The organism is Microbispora sp. H10949 (assembly GCF_014161435.1).
GTDB classification, from domain to species: Bacteria; Actinomycetota; Actinomycetes; order Streptosporangiales; family Streptosporangiaceae; genus Microbispora; species Microbispora triticiradicis.
Genome location: NZ_JABBWZ010000004.1, coordinates 196,015 through 218,164 on the forward strand (window position 1 = coordinate 196,015; position 22,150 = coordinate 218,164).

16 protein-coding genes and 1 pseudogene are annotated in these 22,150 nt (G+C 70.4%); 8 read left to right on the top strand and 9 right to left on the bottom strand.

The features are described 5' to 3' along the window. Positions 1-91: 91 nt before the first annotated feature. The 5 genes and pseudogenes from HHX40_RS11370 to HHX40_RS37625 all read left to right on the top strand — a co-directional run bounded on the left by HHX40_RS11370 (position 92) and on the right by HHX40_RS37625 (position 4,774). Complete coding sequence (locus tag HHX40_RS11370) at positions 92-436, top strand: hypothetical protein (protein ID WP_182880531.1); 345 nt, start codon at positions 92-94, stop codon at positions 434-436. Between the two features lie 438 nt (positions 437-874). After that, positions 875-2,098: a GDSL-type esterase/lipase family protein gene (locus HHX40_RS11375; RefSeq protein WP_182880532.1), complete on the top strand. Its 1,224-nt coding sequence runs from the start codon at positions 875-877 to the stop codon at positions 2,096-2,098. 174 nt (positions 2,099-2,272) lie between these two features. Beyond that, a pseudogene (locus HHX40_RS36530) lies at positions 2,273-2,551 on the top strand (IS481 family transposase); the annotation flags it as partial. A 447-nt stretch (positions 2,552-2,998) separates the two neighbouring features. Beyond that, on the top strand, positions 2,999-3,472 hold the full coding sequence (locus HHX40_RS11380) for an aegerolysin family protein (RefSeq protein WP_182880533.1): 474 nt from the start codon (positions 2,999-3,001) through the stop codon (positions 3,470-3,472). A gap of 192 nt (positions 3,473-3,664) precedes the next feature. Beyond that, positions 3,665-4,774 carry a hypothetical protein gene (locus HHX40_RS37625; RefSeq protein ID WP_182880534.1) on the top strand — a complete coding sequence of 370 codons (1,110 nt, stop codon included), beginning with the start codon at positions 3,665-3,667 and terminating at the stop codon, positions 4,772-4,774. Between the two features lie 425 nt (positions 4,775-5,199). Here the strand turns inward: HHX40_RS37625 and HHX40_RS11390 are convergent, their stop codons facing one another. Both HHX40_RS11390 and HHX40_RS37630 read right to left on the bottom strand, forming a co-directional pair. Beyond that, entirely contained in the window at positions 5,200-6,117 is a 918-nt protein-coding gene (locus tag HHX40_RS11390; RefSeq protein ID WP_310738041.1) for a carbohydrate kinase family protein, read from the bottom strand. Next, positions 6,114-6,536, bottom strand: a complete 423-nt coding sequence (locus HHX40_RS37630; RefSeq protein ID WP_310738042.1) for a hypothetical protein — start codon at positions 6,534-6,536, stop codon at positions 6,114-6,116. Before HHX40_RS37630 ends, HHX40_RS11390 begins: the two co-directional genes overlap by 4 nt. A 278-nt stretch (positions 6,537-6,814) precedes the next feature. Between HHX40_RS37630 and HHX40_RS11395 the strand changes: the two genes are divergently transcribed. After that, positions 6,815-7,087, top strand: a complete 273-nt coding sequence (locus tag HHX40_RS11395) for a MerR family transcriptional regulator (protein ID WP_220499044.1) — start codon at positions 6,815-6,817, stop codon at positions 7,085-7,087. 96 nt (positions 7,088-7,183) lie between these two features. Here the strand turns inward: HHX40_RS11395 and HHX40_RS11400 are convergent, their stop codons facing one another. The 6 genes from HHX40_RS11400 to HHX40_RS11425 form a co-directional block, all read right to left on the bottom strand. Further along, positions 7,184-7,390: a cold-shock protein gene (locus HHX40_RS11400; protein ID WP_114034115.1), complete on the bottom strand. Its 207-nt coding sequence runs from the start codon at positions 7,388-7,390 to the stop codon at positions 7,184-7,186. 293 nt (positions 7,391-7,683) lie between these two features. Next, a complete protein-coding gene (locus tag HHX40_RS11405; protein ID WP_182880537.1) occupies positions 7,684-8,706 on the bottom strand; it encodes a LacI family DNA-binding transcriptional regulator in 1,023 nt (340 codons plus the stop codon). 10 nt (positions 8,707-8,716) lie between these two features. Further along, positions 8,717-10,345 carry a glycoside hydrolase family 13 protein gene (locus HHX40_RS11410; RefSeq protein WP_182880538.1) on the bottom strand — a complete coding sequence of 543 codons (1,629 nt, stop codon included), beginning with the start codon at positions 10,343-10,345 and terminating at the stop codon, positions 8,717-8,719. Between the two features lie 26 nt (positions 10,346-10,371). Next, a complete protein-coding gene (locus HHX40_RS11415) occupies positions 10,372-11,340 on the bottom strand; it encodes a sugar ABC transporter permease (RefSeq protein ID WP_310738043.1) in 969 nt (322 codons plus the stop codon). Continuing rightward, positions 11,337-12,299, bottom strand: a complete 963-nt coding sequence (locus HHX40_RS11420; RefSeq protein ID WP_111700961.1) for a carbohydrate ABC transporter permease — start codon at positions 12,297-12,299, stop codon at positions 11,337-11,339. The genes HHX40_RS11415 and HHX40_RS11420 overlap by 4 nt, the downstream gene beginning before the upstream one ends. A gap of 3 nt (positions 12,300-12,302) precedes the next feature. Next, complete coding sequence (locus HHX40_RS11425; protein ID WP_182880539.1) at positions 12,303-13,610, bottom strand: extracellular solute-binding protein; 1,308 nt, start codon at positions 13,608-13,610, stop codon at positions 12,303-12,305. Between the two features lie 313 nt (positions 13,611-13,923). Here HHX40_RS11425 and HHX40_RS11430 point away from each other — a divergent pair, with 313 nt between their 5' ends. Then, positions 13,924-15,198, top strand: coding sequence for an ABC transporter ATP-binding protein (locus HHX40_RS11430; RefSeq protein WP_182880540.1), 1,275 nt, complete (start codon positions 13,924-13,926; stop codon positions 15,196-15,198). Positions 15,199-15,231: 33 nt separating this feature from the next. Here HHX40_RS11430 and HHX40_RS11435 read toward each other — a convergent pair whose 3' ends face one another. Next, positions 15,232-15,849, bottom strand: a complete 618-nt coding sequence (locus tag HHX40_RS11435; protein ID WP_182880541.1) for an amino acid-binding protein — start codon at positions 15,847-15,849, stop codon at positions 15,232-15,234. 163 nt (positions 15,850-16,012) lie between these two features. On the opposite strand from HHX40_RS11435, the gene pulA reads away from it, so the two are divergent. Then, on the top strand, positions 16,013-21,733 hold the full coding sequence (gene pulA / locus HHX40_RS11440; RefSeq protein WP_259403480.1) for a pullulanase-type alpha-1,6-glucosidase: 5,721 nt from the start codon (positions 16,013-16,015) through the stop codon (positions 21,731-21,733). The last annotated feature ends 417 nt before the right edge of the window (positions 21,734-22,150 follow it).

The window sequence follows — 22,150 nt, forward strand, 5'->3', positions numbered from 1 at the left end:
GCACTCCCTGATCGGCAGGCGCTCGACATCCAACACTTATTGTGACCTAATGATTACACACAGTGTTGTCGTTGTTTCGGGAAGAGGATCCATGCGTCTGCGCTCTGCCGTGGCCGCCGCCAGCGGCGCCCTCATGCTGGTTCTGGCGGTTCCCGGCTCCGCATCGGCCGCCACAGGCCAGTTCCGTTACTCCTACAAGACCGCCGACGGGTACGAGGCCGTCGGCTTCTTCAACAACCCCGAGAGCGGGAGTTGTATCGACATCCAAGGGGCCGGCTCTGACGGCACGTCGGCCGCCTACGCGCCGAATAACCTGACCGACTCAACGGCCACGGTCTTCCTCGAGGCCGGCTGCATGGGAGATGTCTTCTACAGCCTGCGCCCCGGCGCAGGCGCTTCAGAGCGCCTGCTGGTGCGCTCCGTCGTCTTCTCCTGAAGCGCGGATTCGGGCGCCCTGGCGATTACCACCCCCGCGGAGCGGCTGGTGTGGCCGTTCCGGTCCGCACCGACAGGCTGGTCAGCCCTCGACCGACGCCGCGGTGGCGTCGTGCTCGCGGAGCATGCGCAGACGGTGGCCGGAGACGGGTGTCGGCCCTTCTTCTTGCCCTTGGTGATGACAAGCCGGCTGGCGATGTCACGCAGGCTGAGGTTCTGCTCGCGCAGGTGAAGGGCCATGGAGAGCATGGCGTCGTCGGTGACGGCGGCGCCGCCGGTGGTCTTGCCGCGGCTGCCCGCGGACTCGTGGCCTCCCAGGGTGCGGTCACGGATGTACTCGCGTTCCCCCGAACACCGAGGTCAGGCATACGTTTTCGTTCTTCCACGCCCCGTAGGCCGGCTCAAAAGGCGTCTCCCACGCACCGTGAAAGGAACAGCAGTGAGCGCTACCGTCCCGCTGCATCCCCGCAGCCTTCCCGCCGTCCCCCGCCGCCGCCACGTGCGCCGTGCCGGGCGTGCCGGTCGGGTTCTGGCAATCCTGGCGCTGACCGCCACGGCCCCGGCCGTTCCCGCACCCGCCCAGGCCCAGGCAGCCGAGCAGGTGGCGGTGTCCTTGGGGGACAGCTTCATCTCCGGCGAGGCAGGCCGGTGGTGGGGCAACAGTACGGTGTCCGCCGCTGCGGGCTGCACCCGCGGCGGAACCGACCGGGCCGCTTATCGCAAGCTGTTGATCTGTTACTACGACCCCCAGCGGGTGTATGACGGCACGGCCGTGCACGGAGAGGGCACCGGATGTCACCGCTCCGACGTGGCCGAGATCACCGGGCTGGGCCAGGCCGGGCTCACCCCGGTCAACCTGGCTTGTTCAGGGGCGGAGACCCGGCACGTCATCAACGAGGCGTTCAAGGAGAACACCGCCTCCCAAGCCGAACTGCTTGCGCAGGTTGCCGCCACCCAGCAGGTCAAGGTGGTCGTGCTGTCGATCGGCGGCAACGACCTGAACTTGTCCGGGATGCTGCGCCGCTGCGCCGCGATGTACATGGCGGGCGACAGGCGCTCCTGCGCCTCAACGGGCGAGGGCGATCGGTTTCTCGCTGCGCTACCGGCGGTGGAGCAGCAGGTGACCCTGGCGGTTCAGAAGATCCGCCAGGTGATGAGCCAGGCGTCGGCCCGTTCCGCCGGATACCGGCTGATCCTGCAGTCCTATCCCTCTCCGGTGCCCTCCTCGGCCCGGGTGCGCTACGGCGAGGGCGGCGGCGGCAAGGCCACCAAGCGTACGCTCGTGGGCGGCTGCCCGCTGTGGGACGCCGACTTCGACCTGATGCACGACACCCTGGCACCCGCGATCGACGCCATGCTGCGACGGGTCGCCACCGCGACCGGTGCGGAGTTCCTGAGCATGCTGAGCGCCGTAGAGGGCCACGCGTTGTGCGAGCAGGGCACAAGCCAAGCCGGCCCGCTGGACGACGCCGCCGAACTCGGCGACACGATGGAATGGGTACGGTACGGCACCGCCGGCGCGAAGATCAGCCAGGGACACCAGCAGGAGGCCATGCACCCCAACGCGTTCGGCCAGCAGGCGCTCGGCCTCTGCCTGCTGGCCCTCTACCGTGATCCCGGCACCCAGCCCTGCAACGCGGGCATGCCCAGGAGTCAGCCCTGATCCATTGCACAGCCCGCACATAGTCCTCGACGGCACCATCATCGAACTCGCCCGGCGGCCAGCGCTGCACGCGCCTCCATCCCAGGGACCGTGCGCCTTACCAGGGGCGGTCGCGTCACCGGTCTCGAGCGGGCCCAACGCGTGGGTGGACTCTTCAGGAGCTGCTGTTGGCAGCGGACCGAACGGCTCATCTGCGAGCTGCGCCTCAGCCATCGGCTCGGACCCGCCCGAATCGCCGCCCGCTTGGGCCTGACCCCCTCCACCGCGTACTGCTCCGGTACGGCATGCCGCCACTGAATCACCTGGGCCGGGCCACCGGTGCGCCCGTCCGCTGCTACAAGCGTGACCGTCCGGGGGAACTGGTCCACATCGATGTCAAGAAGCTGGGCGATAATCCCCGACGGTGGCGGCCACGGCGTCCTGGACCGCGCCGCCGGCCGGCGCAACCGCCAGGTCACCCCACCGCCTCACGTAACGCCCACGGAAACCCCCGCCTGGGCTTCGCGGTGCAGCTGACCACGGTCCGGGGGTCTTTCTCGACGACCCGCTTCGGGTTCGAGCATCAGGGCGTTGAGACGCCGGCGCGGCCTCGGCACACGATCCGCGCGCCGTGGTGCCAATACGCGAGATGAGTACAGGGTCACGACGCGAAGGTCGATGCCTTCGTGCCCGAACTCCCTGCGGTGGCGGTGCCGTCTCCTGGTAAGGGCATGGTGGCGGATCAGTCGTTGCCCGGAGGAGGGCAAGTGAATACGATGAGTCACGAGTCGATTACCCAGCGTAGGGATTACTGGGGGATCCGCAGCCGGCCCCGCCCGGGAAAGGACAGACGATTTCGGTCTGCCTTGTCTTTGCGCGACGTCCGGTCAAAGGCATCTCATCTCAGGAGAGGAGCATTCGATGACCCGTTGGGTTCACCTGGCCGCCGTAGCGGTGCTGGGAGCCGGGCTTGCGGCGGTTCCCGGCACCGCACAAGCCGCGCCGGCCCACGACCCGATGGCACAACAGCAGAGCGCGGCGCGCAGCGTCGACGTCACGTTCAACAACACCACCAAGTGTGTGCTGACACTGCGCGACAAGGAGCTCAACCACGGAATCTGGGTGACACACCCCGCGCAGACGATTCAGCCCGGCACCAGCGACAGCTTCGAGACCGAGTCCGACGGATTCATGACCGGCACCGAGGCCGCAGTGAGTTACCTGGCCAGCAACTGCACCCAGTCAGGCAAGCGGATCCGCTTCCACTGGGACAACCCCTACACGGGACGCAACAGCTACGACTGGGACCAAACCGACCAGGTCTTCGACATCGACTACACCGGTGGTAACGGCAACAACGCCTCCGTGACCGCAACGGTCTCGGCACCCGACTGATCCGCCGGCCTACCGGCTCTCACCCAGACAGATCACCGACCTGGTCCCGCAGCGGCGATCCCCCGCGGCCTGTTCTGGAGCCTTCTACCGGCCAGGCCAGGCCGCCGGGGACGGACCGCGCCCTCACAGGGGCCGGTCCGGGTCGCGGCGAGGCCAGCCTCCCTGTGATCCTTCATTCCCAAGGAGCGCGCTGTGACGACAGCCGACGAGACCTACGACGCCTCCCAGACCTCCGGCGCCACGCTCAAGCCGGGCGGCATCTATCTGATAAGGCAGGCCGACGGGAACAACGTGCGGGTGTACCGGCCCGAGCTGCCCAAGTGCCTACTCGACCTGGCGGCCAAGCCCGAGGCCGCCAACTACTTCCACCTGATGCCGATCAACAGCGCACGCACCACCTTCTGGATCGTCAACGCCAACCGGGGCGAGCTGGTGATGCCTGAGAACCTCAGCAGCGCCGCGGACACGAACCTTGTGATCGAAACCTCCGGCCAGCAGCGAGCCTGGGCGGCCAACAGTCTCACCCACTGGGGCATCGTCGGCAATGGCGTCGACTACGAGATCACCAACGCCAGCACCAGCCTGTACGCCCGCCGCAAGAAGGCAGGCGACCCGCCGCTGGTCGTCGGGGACGACGATGAAGCTTTGGCCCGGTTCACCCTCCAAAGGGTCAATCACCTGCCCAAGGTCGAGAACTTGGCGCACATCGACACCGACCCGTCCCGGATCGGTGACGTGGACCGGCTCAAGGGCTTCCAGCAGCCCAAGATGCGTACCGACGAGGTCCTCATCGGCCAGGCCGCCATCCCCTACCTGGCGATCAACGAGCCCGGCAAGGACACCACCTGGCAGGCCAGGCACAGCCCGTACTACATCGTGCGGCGCTACGGCTACTGGCAGCAGGTGCTCTACTACGAGCACGCCGGCAACAGCAACTACACCAAGACCGAAGAGGCCTATATCGGGCTGACCACTCGCAACGAGCAGGTGGTCGAGGAGACCACCGACATCCGCGTCAACCTCGACCTCTCGTTCTCCTACAAGGGATTCTCCGCCGCGGTCAGCTCCTCCTACGAGCACGAGCTGAAGGTCACCACCACCTCCCAAGAAATCAAGGAGCAGTGGAAGAAGGTAACCGTCAGCCGGGACTTCAAAAATGACGGGAAGCGTGTCGCCCTGTGCGTCTGGTACCGCGGAGATCACTACACCGTCCACCGGATCGATTCGGCCGAAACCTTGATCGCCGACTGGCGCACCCTCACCGAGACTGGCCATATCGACGACGGATGGCCAAAGAACTGACCCATCCCGGCCTCGATGTCGACACGCCGTTCTCGCCTGCGGCAAGGTCGTCATCAAGACCTGCGACGGCTCAGCTGCCCAGGACCGGTCCCGTCGACTGGAGGAGACCAGGTCCAGCCACGTCACCGGCTGGGCCGGGTCTCGTCGCGGTGGCCACCGTCGAGCTCGGCGCAATGAAAGCCTCGGCGCAGCCGGTGCGGGAGTCCACGGTGAGGGCACCCACCTCGCCAGCGACGACAGCTTCGGGCTTGACCAACGCCGGCCGGGGCAGCGCGAGCAGCACGTGCCGCTCCACCACCTCGCGGCGGAAGACCTCTTCGGCCTCATCGCGTTCCTGAGCGGCCGTACGGCAGCGATCTCGGCCGCGGCGGCAGGAAGGGCCGTCGCCGCGGACCGCCCCGACGAAGGTACGTAGCAGCGCGTCCTCAGGCGCTGAGCAGTGCGTCCAGGCCGATCGGGTCCTCGTGGGTGCCCGGCACCGTGCACGCGTGCGCCCCCGCCACGGCGCCCAGTCGTACGCACTCATCCAGGGGCCGGCCGTCCAGGCGGCCGTACAGGAAGCCCGAGACGAACGCGTCGCCGGCGCCGTTGGTGTCGGCCACCGGCGCGGGGAGCGGCCGGGCCGGGAAGTGCCGCAGGCCGCCCGCGGCCAGCACATGGCAGCCCGCCGCGCCGTCGGTGCAGACGACCAGCGACGCGCGGCCCCGCTCCGCGATCGACCGCATGACCGTCTCGCGCCGGTCGCCGAGCCTGGCGGCGGACAGGAAGACGATGTCGGAGGAGAGCGCGAAGTCGCGGTGGTGCTCGGCCTCCCCGTCCCAGTCGTGCAGGTCGGTCGAGGTCGTCGTGCCTGCGGGGACGTCGGTGTACACGTGCCGGGAGAAGTCCATGATGGACAGGTGGACGTGCCGCGCCGCGCGGAGCGCGGGCAGGTAGAGGTCCCGGGGCAGCCGCTCCCCCGCCACCGCCCGGGGGTCGAACAGCGAGGTGCGCCGCCCGTCGGGGCCGACGAGCAGCACGCTGCGCCGGGTGCCCGCCGCCGCCACCGCGAAGGCGACGTCCACGCCACGGGCGGCGAGGTGGGCGCGGATCAGCGCGCCCTGCGGGTCGTCGCCGATCAGGTCGACGAGCGTCACCCGCAGGCCGAGCGCGCGGCAGCCGAGCGCCACCCCGGCGCCGGTGTTGCCGATCCGGTCCACGACGGGCGGCACGGTGTAGGTGTCGGCGTACGGCAGGGGTAGCTCGGGCACGTAGACGGTGGTGTCGACGCCGGCGCCGCCGACGACGAGGACGTCGGGCGGGCGGTCGGCGACGACGCGGTCGTCGGCATCATCACGGGTCACGTCGGCTCCGGACGGTCGCGGCGCGGAATCAAGGCGGTACGACGCTGCCAGATCACCGAGGCCGACGAAAGACTGCCGCGCCCGGCGCCGAAAATCTGTGTTCGCCGCAGTAGACATTTGAGCCCGCCGGGGCTAGTGTTTCTCGCATCGTAAGGAACGGTTGGACCGGGCAGCGGAAGTATCTGCATCACGACGAACTGCCCGGAGCACGACGAAGTCGACGGCAGAAGGCCGGGTGTGACGGGCCGGTGCAGTGGTTGAGAGCCCTGATCGTCGGCGCGCTGCCGCAGGTGAAGCCGGACGATGGTCCGGGAAGAAGAGATGAAGGGAGTGCTGACGCCATCAGGATCGCCCGTTGCCGGCTGAGTCTCGCCGCTCGGGTACCGCAGTTCCACAGGAAGCAGGTGGTCTACGGTCACGCATCCGCGATCCCCGCAACGCCGCCGCTCAGTACGGCGGACGCGGAAAACAGTTGGCCGGCCGGATATGGCCGGTAGATGGTGTTGAACTCTTCGGGGCCCCGGCACGACAGGTGCCGGGGCCCCCTGACGCGTGATGAAAGGAACGTATGGTTCAACCTCATTCGGCTGCCGAGGGTGCCACACACGCTCACGGCGGCATTGCGGACTCGGCCGGGTCCGGGGCCGAAGACCGGTTCGAGGATCGGTTCGACGATGAGGACTACCCCGCCTACAGCATGGGGGCGGCCGCGGAGATGCTCGGTGTCAGCCCCGCGTTCCTGCGGGCTCTGGGCGCCGCGAAACTGATCGAGCCGAAACGCTCCAGCGGCGGCCATCGCCGCTACTCCCGCTACCAGCTGCGGCTGGCCGCGCGCGCCCGGGAACTCGTCGATCAGGGCACTCCCGTGGAAGCCGCCTGCCGGATCATCAGCTTGGAAGACCAGCTCGCCGAAGCGCTGCGCGTCAACGACGCGCGCGGCCGCCCAGCCGGAGAAGCCGCGCGGCCGTGATCGGCGTTCCGCGCCGCGGACTCACGTGCGGCGGCCGGAGACGAATGAGGGCTCGCACCCGTGAAGGTGCGAGCCCCGATACGTGACGCTGTTTCGTCAGGCGGCGACGATGTTCTCGGCCTGAGGGCCCTTCTGGCCCTGGGTGACGTCGAAGGCCACCTTCTGGCCCTCGCGCAGCTCGCGGTAGCCGCCCTGAGAGACGATGTTGGAGTAGTGCGCGAAGACGTCGGCGCCGCCGCCGTCCTGCTCGATGAAGCCGAAGCCCTTTTCCGCGTTGAACCACTTGACGGTACCGGTAGCCATGTCGATCTCCTCTTGACAGGTGTGGCCGGAATCCGCGTCGTCACGAATTCCGCGTTGCCGCGATAGGCCCACACCCGGAGTAGACCGGGCAAACAAAAATGCACCTGAGGCTACATACCGTCAGGTGCACACAAGTTCATCATGGGTACCACAACTGCAACTACGTCTAACTTAGCACACGTGCGGCGCGATACGCATACCGCGCCGCCGTCCGCCCGGACAGATCGCGTTCCGCGCCGCGCCCCGCGCCCCCCTCGCCTCCGGAAAGACGCCCCGGGGGCGGGAGCACGGCGTCAGCGGTTGACAAGGGGGCCGGAGCTGGTGGAGCCGCGGACGACGAGCTCCGGCTGGTAGACGAGCTCGACGTGCTTGGCCGGGGTGCCGCCGATCTCCTCCAGCAGCGTCTGCACCGCGGCCGCGGCCATGGCGCCGATCGGCTTGCGCACGGTCGTCAGCGGCGGGTCGGTGAACGCCATCAGCGGCGAGTCGTCGAACCCGACGACCGACACGTCCCCCGGCACCGACAGCCCGCGCTCGCGGGCGGCGCGGATGGCGCCGAGGGCCATCAGGTCGCTGGCGCAGAAGATGCCGGTGCAGCCCCGCTCGATCAGCGCGCCCGCCGCGGCCTGCCCGCCCTCGACCGAGAACAGCGAGTGCTGCACGAGGTTCTCGACGTCGCTCAGGCCGAGCAGCTGGGCCATCGCCTGGCGGAAGCCCTCGATCTTGCGGATCACCGGGACGAAGCGCCGCTGCCCCAGCGCGAGCCCGATCCGCTCGTGGCCGAGGTCCACCAGGTGCTGTACGGCGAGCCGGGCGGCGAGCCGGTCGTCCGGCGAGATGAACGGCGCCGGGATGGCGTCGCTGTACCCGTCGACCAGCACGATCGGCAGCCCGCGGTCGGTGAGCCGGGTGTAGCGGTCCATCCGGGCGGTCGTGTCGGCGTGCAGGCCGGAGACGAAGACGATGCCGGAGACGCCCCGGTCGAGGAGCATCTCGGTGAACTCGTCCTCGGGCGCGCCGCCGGGCTCCTGCGTGCACAGGATCGGCGTGTAGCCGTGCTGGATCAGCGACTTCTCCATCGCCTGGGCGAAGGCCGGGAAGATCGGGTTGCCGAGCTCGGGGATCACCAGGCCGACCAGGCCGTTACTGCGCTGGCGCAGCCGCTGGGGCCGCTCGTAGCCCATGAGGTCGAGGGCGGTGAGCACGGCCTGGCGGGTGGCCGGGGCGACCCCCGCCTTGCCGTTGAGCACGCGGCTCACCGTCGCCTCGCTGACTCCGGCTTGAGCAGCGATGTCAGCGAGGCGCGTGTTGTGCATGGCCACCACTTTAGACATCGTCCCTGGTCCACCAGGTGGCGGAGTCGGGGGCCAGCCGGACCACGCCGCCGGAGGACTCCGGCCCGCTGCTGGCCAGCAGTGGCTCTCCGTACTCCGCGGCACGGTCGGGCGGGATCTCCACCCATCCGGACGTCATGTTCAGGACGCAGGCGAACGTGTCGCCGCGCCGGAACGCGAGGGTGCCGGGCGGGCTGTCGAGCCAGGTCAGCGTGCCGTCGCCCAGCTCCGGGCGCTCCCGCCTGAGGGCGAGGGCGGCCCGGTAGAGGCTGAGCATCGACGCGCCATCCCTGACCTGGGCCTCCACCGACAGCTCGCGCCAGCCGGCCGGCACCGGCAGCCAGCTCTCCGTGATGCCCGGCGGGCTGAACCCGTACGGCGGCTCGCCCGCGTCGGTCCACGGCAGCGGGACCCGGCAGCCGTCCCGGCCGCTGTCGGGGTCGCGCAGCCGCTGGGGGTCCTGGAGGTACCGCTCCGGCAGGTCGAGCACCTCGGGCAGTCCCAGTTCCTCCCCCTGGTAGACGTAGGCGGAGCCGGGCAGCGCGAGCATGAGCAGCGCCGCCGCGCGCGCCCTGCGCAGGCCCCGCTCGCCGCCGCCGTACCGGGTGACGTGCCGCTTGACGTCGTGGTTGGACAGCACCCAGGTCGGCGGCGCGCCCACCAGCGCCGACGTGCGCACCGACTCGTCGATGACCTCGCGGAAGCGCACGGCGTCCCACGGCGCCTTGAGGAAGTGGAAGTTGAACGCCTGGTGCAGTTCGTCCGGGCGGACGTAGTTGGCCAGCCGCTCGGGCGAGGGCGCCCACGCCTCCGCGACGCCGATCCGCTCTCCTTCATAGGAGTCGAGGATGCGGCGCCAGGCCCGGTGGATCTCGTGGACGCCGTCCTGGTCGAAGAACGGCACGACCTGGGCGCCGATCATCTCGGCCTGCCCGGCGGCGCCCACGTCGGGCAGGCCGGGGGCCTTGACCATCCCGTGCGCCACGTCGATCCGGAAGCCGTCCACCCCGAGGTCGAGCCAGAAGCGCAGCACGTCGGCGAACTCCTCGTGCACCTCCGGATGCTCCCAGTTGAGGTCGGGCTGTTCGGGGGCGAACAGGTGGAGGTACCACTGCCCGTCCCCGACCCGGGTCCAGGCGGGCCCGCCGAAGATCGACTCCCAGTCGTTGGGCGGCAGTTCACCGGCGACGCCCTTGCCCTCGCGGAAGATGTAGCGGGCCCGCTCGGGGCTGCCGGGCGCGGCCCGCAGCGCCGCCTCGAACCAGGGGTGCCGGTCGGAGGTGTGGTTGGGCACCACGTCCACGATGATCCGCAGGCCGAGCCCGTGGGCGTCCTCGATCAGCGCCCGCGCGTCGGCGAGCGAACCGAAGATCGGGTCGACGTCCCGGTAGTCGGCCACGTCGTAGCCGAAGTCGGCCATCGGCGAGGGATAGAACGGCGTCAGCCAGATCGCGTCCACGCCGAGGTCGGACAGATAGCCCAGGCGGCTGCGTACGCCGAGCAGGTCGCCGACACCGTCGCCGTTGCCGTCCGCGAAGCTGCGGACGTATACCTGGTAGATCACCGCGTCGCGCCACCACCGGGTGGTGACCACCGGCGGCGGGACGGCGAGTTCTGTCATGGGGATCCCCCGATTCTCATGTTGGGTCACGCCTTCGTCGCGCCGGCCGTCAGGCCGGTGACGAGGTGACGCTGGACGAGCAGGAAGACGGCGGCCGCCGGGATCGCGATCAGCACCGACGCGGCCGTGAGCAGGCCCCACTCCGCCTTGTGCTGGCCGACGAACTGGCTCAGCCCGACCGCGAGCGTGTACTTGTCGTCGCCCGTCATGAACGCGGTCGCGTACGCGACCTCCGCCCACGCGGTGAGGAACGAGTAGAACGCGGCCACCGCCAGGCCGGGCTTGGCCAGCGGCAGGATCAGCCGCCAGAACGTGCCGAAGGGGGTCAGGCCGTCCACCCGGCCCGCTTCGTCGATCGACACGGGGACCGTGTCGAAGTAGCCCTTCATCATCCACGCGCAGAACGGCACGGTGGACGTGAGGTACGCGACGACCAGCGACGGGAACTGGTTGATCAGCCCGAGCCCGGCCATCAGGTTGTAGATCGGCACGATGAGGATCGCCACCGGGAACATCTGCGTGATGAGCAGCATCCACATCACCGACCGGAACCCGGGGAAGCGGAACCGGCTGACGGCGTAGCCGGTGGTGGCCGACAGCAGCACGCCGAGCGCGGCCGTGACGAGCGACACGATCACGGAGTTGGCGGCCCAGGTCAGGAACCTGGTCTCTCCCAGGACCTGGGCGTAGTTGGCGAGGGTGGGGTGGTCGACCGGCGCGACCGAGGCCGTCTCGATGACGCTCCTCGGCTTGAGCGAGGTCAGCACCAGCCACGCGACCGGGAACACCGACACGATGCTCGCCGCGATCAGCGTGAGGTGCAGGGCGGCCGACCGGACCGGGGTGCGCCGGTCGCGGCTCCACGCCCCGGCGGGAGCGGGAGCCGGCGCGGGTGCCGGGGCGGCGGAAGCGGGGCCGGGCACAGGGCTCGGGACGGGCACAGGGCTCGGGCCCGGCGCAGAGCTCGGCTCAGGGGCGGGTGCGGCGGGGCTCACCACGCCTCCCCCTGCCGCCGCAGCGCGCGCTTGTAGACGGTGGCCAGGACGACGAGCAGCGCGAGGATCACCAGGCCCCAGGCGGCGGAGCCGGAGTAGTTCCTGATGCCCTCGAACGCCTGGCGGTAGGCGTACGTCACGAGGATCTCCGTGGATCCGCCCGGTCCTCCGCGGGTCAGCAGGAAGATGACCGGGAACTGGTTGAACGTCCAGATCGTGCCGAGCAGCACGACCGTGCTCGACACCGGGCGCAGGCCCGGCAGCGTGATGTGCCGGAACCGCTGCCATGGGCTGGCGCCGTCGACCTCGGCCGCCTCGTACAGTTCGCGCGGGATGGCCTGAAGACCACCGAGCAGCGCGAGCATCATGAAGGGCACGCCGAGCCAGACGTTGCAGGCGATCACCGAGACCTTCGCCCAGAACGGGTCGTCGAGCCAGGCGATCCCGGCGAACCCGGCGGCCCGCAGCATGGCGTTGACCACCCCGAACTCGCCGTTCAGCAGGTAGCGCCAGATGAACGCGGACACGAAGGCCGGCACCGCCCAGGGCAGCACGAGCAGCATCCGGTAGAGCGACCGCAGCCGCAGCGGGCGGTTGAGCAGCAGCGCGAGACCGAGGCCGATGCCCACGTGCAGGGCGACGCACACGACCGTCCACACGATCGTCCAGGCGAGCCGGCCGAGGAACTCGGGCGAGGTGAGGATGGCGGCGTAGTTCTTCAGGCCCACGAACTCGTACGTGGACGGGATGACGTTCATCCCGATCGTGCGGCCCATGTTGGCCTCGGTCGCGTCGGTCAGCGACAGGTAGACGCCACGGGCGAGGGGATAGCCGACCAGCACCAGCGTCACGATGACGACCGGCGCCGTCATCGCCCAGGCGTACCAGTGACGCGACAGGAGGCGCCGCGCCCCACTGCGGGGCGCGGCCCTTCTCGTCGCGACGACGTCAGCCGTCATCGCCTACAGGCTCCAGCCCTTGAGGATGCCCTGGTATGCGGTGGCGACGTCCTTGAGCATGGGCTCGGTGGTCGTCTGGCCGCCCGCGAGCTTCTGGTAGCCCTCGACCAGCGGCTGGAACAGCGAGGCGGCCTCGGGGATCCAGGGGCGCTCGACGGCCGACTCCATCGGCTTCTGCCACTGGGCGATCTTCGGGTTCGCCGTCGCCTCGGAGGCGCTGTAGGCGGGCTGGCGGGTCGGCAGCAGGCCGAGCTTGCCGGCGATCTTCGCCTGGCTCTCCGCGCTGTCCATGAACTGGACGAACAGGTAGGACGCGTCGAGGTTCTTCGAACCGGCGTAGACGGTGTAGTCGTGGCCGCCCAGCGGCGCGCCCGCCTTCGCCGAGCCGGCCGGGACCGGAGCGACGCCGAAGTTGTCCGGGTCGTCCTTGAACACCTTGCCACCGAGGTTGTCGGCGTTCGACCACGGGCCGTTGAAGATCATCGCGACCTTGCCGTCCTTGAACGCGGTCTCCGCGTTCGTGTAGCTGTCCTGTAGCGCGGGCTTGACGGCGGCGCCGGACGTGATCAGGTCCTCGACGATCTTCACTCCCGCCACGCTCTGCGGGGACGAGATCGTGATCTTCTTGTTCGGTACGTCGACGAAGTTGCCGCCCTCGCCGTAGATGAACGGGAGGAGGAAGTAGGCGTCCACGTTCAGGGCGAGCCCGCCCGCTCCGGTCTTCGACTTGACGTCGAGCGCCGCCTTCTTGAGGTCGGCCATCGTGGCCGGAGGCTCGTCGTAGCCCGCCTTCTTCAGCAGTTCCTTGTTGTACAGCAGGCCGAGGGTGTCGGTCACCTGCGGCACGCCGTACGTCTTGCCGTTGTACTTGCCGCTCGCGGCCGGGACCGGCAGGAACTCCTCGGGCTTGTCGACGGCCGCGGTGCCGTCGAGCGGCGCGAGGTAGCCGAGGGAGGCGAACTCCGCGACCCAGCCGACGTCGGTCCGCAGGACGTCGGGGGCGCCCGACCCCGACTGCGCGGCGGTCTTGAACTTGTCCCGCGCGTCCGCGAACGGCACGTTGACGTACTCGACCTTGATCTTCGGGTACTTGGCCTCGAAGTCCTTGATGAGCTCCTGGAAGACCGGACCCTCGGTCGTGGCGTCCGAGGTGTCCCACCAGGTGACCGTGCCGGACACCTCGGCGGGAGCGGCGCTCCCGGCGGGCGCCGATCCGGCGCCGCCCGAGTCGCCGCCCGAGTCGCCGCCACAGGCCGTGACCGCCAAAGCCAGCGCCGCGGCGACCACCGCGGACGTGAGGGCTCGCCTCATCTGTGTCGCACTCCTTGGTCGGGGGATTTGACCGGAAGGTAACAGGGGGCCACCGGCGATGAAAGGCCTTACAGAAAGTTTCAGCAATTTCGTTACCTTTGACCCCTCCCGGAGTGCGTCAGGGAGGTCACGGCATAACCCTGACACGCGGCTTTAGCAAGGGGAAAGTTTGGAGTAACGGCAAGTTGCAGGCAGATGCCGGATCTTTCACGACACGTATGGACATGAGTGCCCGCGACGCGATGTACTACCTCATCATTTACATCGGCGGCTGGGGATCCGGGCTCTCCTGCCCGGGAGGAACGAGCTTGCAATGAGCACCGTCGTCCTCGACAACGTGACGAAGATCTACCCGGGGGGGTACCTCGCGGTCGACCGCATGAACCTGCGTGCGGACGAGGGCGAGCTTCTTGTCCTGCTCGGCCCGTCGGGCTGCGGGAAGTCCACGCTGCTGCGCATGATCGCGGGACTGGAGGAGATCACCTCCGGCGACCTGTGGCTGGGCGGGCAGCTCGCGAACCACCTCGCCCCCCGGGACCGGGACGTGGCGATGGTGTTCCAGAACGGCGCCCTCTATCCGCACCGGACGGTGCGCGGCAACCTGTCGTTCCCGTTGGAGATCGCCAAAGCCGACCCCGCCGCGGCCAAACAGCGGGTCGTCGAGCTGTCGCGGGCGCTGCACATCGACGAGACGCTGGACCGGCGTCCGGGCACGCTGTCCGGCGGACAGCGCCAGCGCGTCGCCATGGGCCGCGCGATCGTGCGCCAGCCCTCCCTCTTCCTCATGGACGAGCCGCTGTCCAACCTCGACGCCGGCATGCGCACCGAGTTGCGCATGGAGATCTCGTCACTGGTGCGAGCGCTCGGGGTCACCACCATCTACGTGACGCACGACCAGGTCGAGGCGCTGACCCTGGCCGACCGTATCGCGATCATGAACAGGGGCGTGCTGCAGGACCTCGGCACCCCCGCCCAGGTCTACAACGACCCGGCTACCGCCTTCACCGCCGCGTTCCTCAACTCCCAGCAGCTCAACCTGCTGGCGGCGACCGTGCGCACCCCGCAGAACAAGTTCATCATGCTCGACTTCGGCCCCCATCAGATCACCATGCCATGGACCGATCCACGCGCGTACGCGGTCTCGCAGCACACCGGCATGCAGATCATCGTGGGCATCCGGCCGGACGGGCTCGTACCGGTGCCGGAGAAGACCGAGGGCCCGACCTTCTTCGGCCGGGTCAGGACGCTGGAGTACCACGGCCACGAGTGGCTGGCCTACCTGGAGGCCGGGATCCCCGCCGTCACCGCGCCGGAGCCGCCGGACCGCCGCCAGATGAACGGCTCCAACGGCGGCGGCAGGGCGCGGTCGATGATGCGCCGCCTGCTGAACGGATCGCCGGCGCCGGAGGAGGAGGAACCGCCGCCGGTCTCGACGTCGTCGGGCACGCACCGGCGCGCCGACCTCATCGTCCGGCTGGGCAACCGGCCGGTGTGGCGCGCGGGCGAGCACGGCCGGGTCGCCGTCGACGTCTCCCGCCTCATGCTCTTCACCATGGACGGCAACCGCATCGACCCGCCCCGCCGCTGACGCCACCCGCCGTCCCGGCCCGCGGGCCGGGGCTCACACCGTACGGCTGACGCCGCCGGCCAGCACCGAGACGATCCCCACCAGCCGGACGATCTTGTCGACCTCCGCCCGGTGGAAGGCCGGGCCCTGGGATCTGGCCACCACCAGGTGGACGGTGCCCATCGGCACGCTGACCAGGTGCAGGTCGCCCTCCTCGAACGCCGTGGCGCGCAGCGGGGTCAACTCGGCCGCCGGCACCGACTCGGGCGCCTGCCAGCTTCCGTGGACGACCGCGCCGCCGGTCGAGTCGACGGTCACCGCCCACTCCGCGCTGACCAGGTCGGCCACCGCGTCCACGAGGGTGACGTACGCGCGGTCGGGGTCGCCGGCGACGTGGCCGAGAAGGTCGTAGTCGAGGCTCGCGCCGGGCACCTCCCGGGTCGGCCACACGCCCTCCACCCGCGTGCCCGGCACCACTCCGATGCGGTCGCGCAGTTCGGCGGGCTCGAACACCCCCGACCAGGAGACGGTGAAGTCGTCCACGGCCCGGCCCGCCTCCCGTTCCAGCACGGTGACCTGCAGGATGTCGGCGCCCATCACCCCGAACGCCCGCGCCACCTGGCCGAGCACCCCCGGCCGGTCGGGGAGCGAGACCCTCAGCCGCAGCAACATCCCCACCACCTCCTCCTCCATCCGCGCCGGGCGACGCGACACCAACAGTGTCGGACACAGGTTTCACGCCTGTTACGGCGGCGGGTCACGAAACGACTGGAATGTTTCTGGAAATTTCAGCAAATGCTTGCACCGACGTGGTCAGGACAGTAGCTTCCGGGCCATGGTGACCCCCCAGCACCGGCGCGGGCGCGCGCCCCTCGCGGCTCTCTCGGCCACGGCACTGGCCGCCGCGCTCCTCGCCGCCCCTCCCGCCACCGCCTCCGCCACCACGTCCCTCACCACGTCCCCCACCACGTCCCCCACCGCCGCGCCGCCGGACGCCGAGCTCGCCCGGGACGCGCTCCGCGTGGACCTGTCCCGCGAGCGCCTCTACTTCGTGATGACCGACCGGTTCGCCAACGGCGACGCCTCCAACGACCGCGGCGGGCTGACCGGCGACCGGCTGACGACCGGGTTCGATCCTGCGGACAAGGGCTTCTACCAGGGCGGCGACCTCGCCGGGCTGATCTCCAGGCTCGACTACGTCAAGGGCCTCGGCAGCACGGCCATCTGGCTCACGCCGTCGTTCAAGAACCGTCCCGTGCAGGGCACCGGGGCGGAGGCCAGCGCCGGCTACCACGGCTACTGGATCACCGACTTCACCGCGATCGACCCGCACCTCGGCACCAACGCGCAGATGAAGAGCCTCGTCAAGGAGGCGCACAAGCGCGGCATGAAGGTGTTCTTCGACATCATCACCAACCACACCGCCGACCTCGTCGACTACGCCGAGAAGACGTACGGCTATCGCGGCAAGGCCGCCTATCCCTACGTGGACGCCTCCGGCCGGGTCTTCGACGACCGCGACTACGCCCTGCGCGACGACTTCCCGAAGGTCACCGCGAAGTCCTTCCCGTACACGCCGGTGGTGCGGGCGAGGTCGAAGGTGCCGTCCTGGCTGAACGACCCGACGATGTACCACAACCGGGGCGACTCGACCTTCTCCGGCGAGAGCTCCGAGTACGGCGACTTCTCCGGCCTCGACGACCTGTGGACCGAGCGTCCCGAGGTCGTCAAGGGCATGACGGACATCTACCGGACGTGGGTGAAGGAGACCGGGATCGACGGTTTCCGCATCGACACCGCAAAGCAGGTGAACCTGGAGTTCTGGCAGCGCTTCGCGCCCGCGCTGCACACGTACGCGGCCAGGCTCGGCAACGACAGGTTCTTCATGTTCGGTGAGGTCTACACGTCCGATCCGGCCGTGGAGAGCCGATACTCGACCACGGGCACGCTCGACGCCACGCTCGACTTCGGCTTCCAGGAGGCGGCCCGCTCCTACGCGGCCGGCGGCGACGCCGCGGGCCTGAGCAGGCTGTACGCGGCCGACGACTACTTCACCGACGCCGACTCCAACGCCGCGTCGCTGCCGACGTTCCTCGGCAACCACGACATGGGCCGCATCGGCTACTTCCTGAAGCAGGCCGCCCCGTCGGCCGGGGACGCCGCCCTGCTCGCCCGCGACCGCCTCGCCCACCAGCTCATGTATCTCACCCGCGGCCAGCCGGTGGTCTACTACGGCGACGAGCAGGGCTTCACCGGCGACGGCGGCGACAAGGACGCCCGGCAGACCATGTTCGCCTCCAGGACCGCCGACTACCTCGACGACGACCTCATCGGCACCACCGCCACCCACGCCGCGGACAACTACGTCACCACCCACCCGCTCTACACCTCGATCGCCGAACTGGCCCGGCTCCGCGACCGCTATCCCGCGCTGGCGGACGGCGCGCAGATCGAACGGCTGGCCGACGGCGGTGTGTACGCGTTCTCCCGGCTCGGCGCCAAGGAGCGGGTCGAGTTCGTGGTGGCGCTCAACAGCGGCACGGCCGCCAGAGCCGTCCAGATCCCCACGTACTCGGCCGGGGCCTCCTTCACCCAGGTGTACGGGGGCACGCAGGCGATCACCAGCGCGGCGGACGGAAGGCTGGCCGTGACCGTGCCGCCGCTGACGGCCGTCGTCTACCGCGCGGGCAGGGCCCTCGCCGCTCCGGCGGCGGCTCCGCGGATCTCCCTCACGCTGCCGGGGACGGCACTGCGCGGAACCGCCGGCGACGGCCGCGTGCCGATCTCGGCGGAGGTGCCCGACGGCGGCTTCGCCCAGGTCACGTTCGCCGTCAAGGCGGGCGACGCGCCGTGGCGGGTGCTCGGCACCGACGACGCGCCCAACGGCCGCGTCTACCGGGTGTTCCACGACCTGACCGGCGTGCCGGAGGGCACCCCTCTCACGTACAGGGCCGTGGTGAAGGACGCGGCGGGCCGGTACGCGGGCGCCACGGCGGCCGCGACCGCCGGGCCGGAGCCGGCCGGGGAGGAGCCGGGCGCGGTGAAGCGCGACCACCTGGTGGTCCACTACCGGCGCGACGGCGGCGACTACGACGGCTGGGGCCTGCACGCCTGGGGCGACATCGACCAGACGGTCGAGTGGGGCTCGCCGGTCGCCTTCGAGGGCGAGGACGCCTTCGGCCGCTTCGCCTGGCTCAAGCTGAAGCCGGGGGCCACCGAGGTCGGCCTGATCACCCACAAGGGCGACACCAAGGACCAGGGCGACCGGACGGTCAACCCGGCCCGTACGGGCGAGGTGTGGCTCACCGAGGGGAAGCCCGGGGTTTACGCCTCCCGGGCCGCCGCCCAGGGCTACGCCACGATCCGCTACCACCGCCCCGACGGCGCGTACGACGGCTGGGGCCTGCACCTGTGGGGCGACGCGCTCGCCGACGGCGCGGGCACCGAGTGGGCCTCGCCGCGCCCGCCGGACGGCACGGACGCCTTCGGGGCCTTCTGGCGGGTGCCGCTGAAGGACGCGGACGCGCCGCTGAACTACATCGTGCACAAGGGCGACACGAAGGACCCCGGGCCGGACCAGTCGTTCGTCCCCGCCCGGCAGCCCGAGGCGTACGTCAACGCGGGCGAGAACGCGGTCCACGCGAGCGCGGCGGCGGCCCGGCACGTCGCGGTGCTGCACTATCACCGGGCCGACGGCGACTACGACGGCTGGGGCCTGCACTTCTGGGGCGACGCGGCCGGGTCGGTCGAGTGGGGCGACCCGCTGAAACCGGCCGGGAAGGACCTCTTCGGGGTGTACTTCGAGGTGCCGCTCAAGGAGGGCGCGCGGTCGCTCGGCTGGATCGTCCACAAGGGCGACGTCAAGGACCAGCAGGCCGACCAGTCGCTCGACCTCGCGATAACCGGCAACGAGGCGTGGAAACTGTCAGGTGTGGACGGATACCTGCTGCCGCAACCGCCGGCCTCCGGAGCGGACGCCGACCTGTCGAAGGCCACGGCCCAGTGGATCGACCGCGACACGGTGGCCTGGAAGGGCGAGGTCGCGGCGGCGAACCACTACGCGCTGGCCTACTCCCCCAAGGGCGACATCGCGTACGAGAAGGGTGATCTCACCGGCGACGTCCACCTGATCCGGCTGGCCCCCGGGCAGTTCAGCGACGCGCAGAAGGCCGCCTGGCCGCACCTGGCGGCGTACGGCGCGCTGAAGGTGGACCCGCGCGACGCCGGTCTCGTACGCGACGCGCTGCGCGGTCAGGTCGTGGCGGTCGAGCGCGGGCCCTCGGGCGCGCTGCTGACCGCCACCGGCGTGCAGATCCCCGGCGTGCTCGACGACCTGTACGCCGCGGCCGCCAGGGCCCCTCTGGGGCCGACCGGCGGCGGCGCGCTGTCGGTGTGGGCGCCGACGGCCCGCACCGTCGAACTGGCCCTCTACGACGGCCCGTCGGCCGGCCACCGGACGGTTCACCCGATGCGCAGGGACGACGCCACCGGCGTGTGGTCCGTCGCCGGCCCGCCGTCCTGGCGGGGCAGGTACTACACCTATCTCGTCACCGTCTACGCCCCGGCCGCCGGGAAGATCGTGACGAACGAGGTGACCGACCCCTACAGCCTGTCGGTGTCGGCCGGGTCGGGGCGCAGCCAGCTCGTGGACCTGGACGACCGGGCGCTGCGGCCGGACGGCTGGACGGCGCTGCGCAAGCCCCCGGCGGTGCGGCAGGACCGGGCGTCGATCTACGAACTGCACGTGCGCGACTTCTCCGCCTCCGACGCCACCGTGCCGGCCGCCGAGCGCGGCACGTACAAGGCGTTCACCGAGACGGGCAGCGCGGGGATGACCGAGTTGCGGAGCCTGGCGAAGGACGGGCTGACCCACGTCCACCTGCTGCCGGTCTTCGACTTCGCGACCGTGCCCGACCTGGCGGCGGACCGCGCCGAGCCGGGCTGCGACCTCGCCGCGCTGCCGCCGGACTCCGACCGCCAGCAGGCGTGCGTCGCGGAGACGGCCGCGAAGGACTCCTTTAACTGGGGGTACGACCCCCTGCACTACACGGTGCCGGAGGGGTCGTACGCGACCCACCCGGACCGGCGGATCAGGGAGTTCCGCGAGATGGTCGCGGGGCTGAACGGCGCGGGCCTGCGGGTGGTCATGGACGTGGTCTACAACCACACGCACGCCGCCGGGCAGGACCCGGGCAGCGTGCTCGACCGCGTCGTCCCCGGCTACTACCAGCGGCTCATGGACGACGGCACGGTGGCCACCTCCACCTGCTGCGCGAACACCGCCCCGGAGCACGCGATGATGGGCCGCCTCGTGGTCGACTCGATCGTCACCTGGGCGCGGCAGTACAAGGTCGACGGGTTCCGGTTCGACCTGATGGGTCATCACCCCAAGGCGAACATCCTCGCCGTGCGGAAGGCGCTCGACGCGCTGACGCCGGACAGGGACGGCGTGGACGGCAGGTCGATCATCCTGTACGGCGAGGGCTGGGACTTCGGCGAGGTCGCGGGTGGCGCCCGGTTCGAGCAGGCCACGCAGGCCGCCATGGCCGGGACCGGGATCGGCACCTTCAACGACCGGCTGCGCGACGCGGTGCGCGGCGGTTCGCCGTTCGACGCCGACCCTGGCGTCCAGGGCTTCGGCTCCGGCCTCGCGGACCGGCCCGGCGACCGGCTCGCGCACTACGAGGACCTGATCAGGCTCGGGCTCGCGGGCAACCTGCGCGACTTCACGTTCACCGGGTCGTCGGGCACGCCGGTGAAGGGCTCGCAGATCGACTACAACGGCGGCCCCGCGGGATACGCCGCCACGCCGGGCGACGCGGTGACGTACGTGGACGCGCACGACAACGAGACGCTGTTCGACGCTCTGGCGTACAAGCTGCCGCGGGACACCCCGATGGCCGACCGGGTCAGGATGCAGACGCTGTCGCTGGCGACGGCCCTGCTCGGCCAGGGCACGGCGTTCGTCCACGCCGGCAGCGAGCGGCTGCGGTCCAAGTCGCTCGACCGCAACTCCTACGACTCGGGCGACTGGTTCAACCGGCTGCTGTGGGACTGCGAGGGGGGCAACGGCTTCGGGGCCGGCCTGCCGCCCGCGAAGGACAACGAGGCGCGCTGGCCGTACGCGCGGCCGCTGCTGGCCGATCCCGCGCTGCGGCCGGACTGCGCGGCGATCGGGGCGGCCCGGGCCGGGTTCGGCGAGCTGCTGCGGATCAGGTACTCCTCCCCCGCGTTCTCGCTGGGCTCGGCGGCGGAGATCGCCCGGCGGGTGACGTTCCCGCCCTCGGGGACGCCCGGAGTGATCGTCATGCGGATCGACGCCGCCGGCGCCGACCCCGCGGTCAAGGCGCTCTACGTGGTGTTCAACGCCACCGCGCAGGCCGCCGCTCCGGCCGTGCCCGGCGTCAGGGGCGCCCAGGTCGCGCTGCACCCGGTGCAGGCGGCGTCGGCCGACCCGGTGGTGCGACAGTCGGCGGCCGACCCGGCGAGCGGCGTCCTGCGCGTGCCCGCCCGCACGGTCGCGGTCTTCACCGAGGCGTCCAGCAATGAGGCATAAATCCGTCTTTGGGTAACTTTGGTGCTCTATTTCCGCTCTTGCGAGTTTTTCGCGTAATGACCATGGATAGCCTCGGGTGATGCTCGTTCCCAAGCACCCCCGGTCACTCCGAGCCCGGCTGACGCTGATCGCGGCCGGGCTCGCGGCGTGCCTGCTGATCCCGATCGCGGTCGTGCTCAACGTGCTCGTGCGGCACGCGGTCGCCGAAGGGATCTGGAACGAGAGCCTGGACACCGCGAGCCGCGTCGCAGCCTCGGTCCGCGACGGCAGCCTGACCAATCCGGTGGCGACCGGCGGCAACGGCATCGACCTGGTGGAGGTGGTCAGCTCCGACGGCCGGGTGATCGCCAGCAGCGCGGGAGCCGACGGCGTCCACCGGCTGAGCCCGTTACACCCCGCCGCCGACGGCGACGTGAC